Consider the following 1,323-nt stretch of genomic DNA (forward strand, 5'->3'; position numbering starts at 1 on the left):
CAACGCGGGGGTCTTCGGGCCCGGCGGGCTGTTCGGTGGGACCACCCCGTCGACGCCCCCCACGACGTCTGCGCCGCAGACCCAGACCACCCAGGCGCCGGCCCCCGCCCCGGCCCCCGAGCCCACACCGCCGCCCCAGCCGGTGCCGTCACCGACCGTCATCCCGCCCGCGCCGGACCTACAGGACATGCTCGATTCGCTGACCTCCGAGTTCAACTCCTTCGTCCCACCGGGCCAGGCCGGCGAGGGCGACGGCGGCGGCAACACCGGTGGCAACGCGAACCCGAACGCGGGTGCGGCCGCGAACAACGGCAGGGGAGGTGACGGCGGATGACGACACCTCACCTGCTGGCGGGCCGGTACGAGATCGGCGAGGTCCTCGGGTTCGGCGGCATGTCCGAGGTCCACCGGGGGCGGGACACCGTCCTCGGCCGTGACGTGGCGGTCAAGATCATGCGGCCCGAGTTGGCCCGCGACGAGACCTTCTACCAGCGCTTCCGCCGCGAGGCGCAGAACTCGGCGTCGCTCAACCACCCCTCCATCGTGGCGATCTACGACACGGGCGAGGAACGCACCGATGACGGCGCGTTGCCCTACATCGTCATGGAACTGGTCGAGGGCGACACGATCCGGGACATCGTCAAGATGGATGGTCCGTTGGAGGTGGAACGCGCACTCGGAGTGATGGCGGACGTCTGCGGCGCCCTCGACTTCTCCCACAAGAAGGGGATCATCCACCGCGACGTCAAACCGGCGAACATCATGATCTCGCGCGACGGGGCCGTCAAGGTCATGGACTTCGGGATCGCGCGCGCGGTCAGCGACGCCAGCTCGACCCTCACCAACACCTCGTCCGTGCTCGGCACCGCCCAGTACCTCAGCCCCGAGCAGGCCCGGGGCGAGACGGTGGACGCCCGATCGGATCTGTACTCGGCCGGCTGCGTCCTGTACGAGATGGTCGCCGGAGCCCCGCCGTTCACCGGCGAATCCCCCGTCGCCGTGGCGTACCAGCACGTCCGCGAGTCACCGCAGCCGCCCTCCGCGATCAACCCGGAGGTCGGCCGGTACGTCGACGCCGTGGTCATGCAGGCGATGGCCAAGAACCCCGAGAACCGGTACGACACCGCCGGGGACATGCGCACCGACCTGCTCGCCGTCCTGAGCGGTGGCCGCCCGGCCGCCCCGCTCGTGCTCTCCGACGACGAGCTCGACGACGGACAACGACCCGACGCCCCCCACGGATTCGCCGGGGCGGGCTACGGCTCGGGCCGCGCCGACCGGATCCCGCCGTCCGAGGCCCCGACCGAGGCGCACGCGCTGCCC

General features: G+C 71.5%; 1 protein-coding gene and 1 pseudogene. Both read left to right on the forward strand.

Annotation, left to right across the window (positions count from 1 at the left end; all coding sequences use genetic code 11):
• A pseudogene (locus G6031_RS17430) lies at positions 1-334 on the forward strand (serine/threonine protein kinase); the annotation flags it as partial.
• Positions 331-1,323, forward strand: a 993-nt coding sequence (gene pknB / locus G6031_RS17435; protein ID WP_182653951.1) for a Stk1 family PASTA domain-containing Ser/Thr kinase, incomplete at its 3' end; no start/stop codon positions are given. The pseudogene G6031_RS17430 and the gene pknB, both read left to right, overlap by 4 nt.

It is taken from the genome of Dietzia sp. CQ4 (assembly GCF_014145125.1).
GTDB lineage: Bacteria > Actinomycetota > Actinomycetes > Mycobacteriales > Mycobacteriaceae > Dietzia > Dietzia natronolimnaea.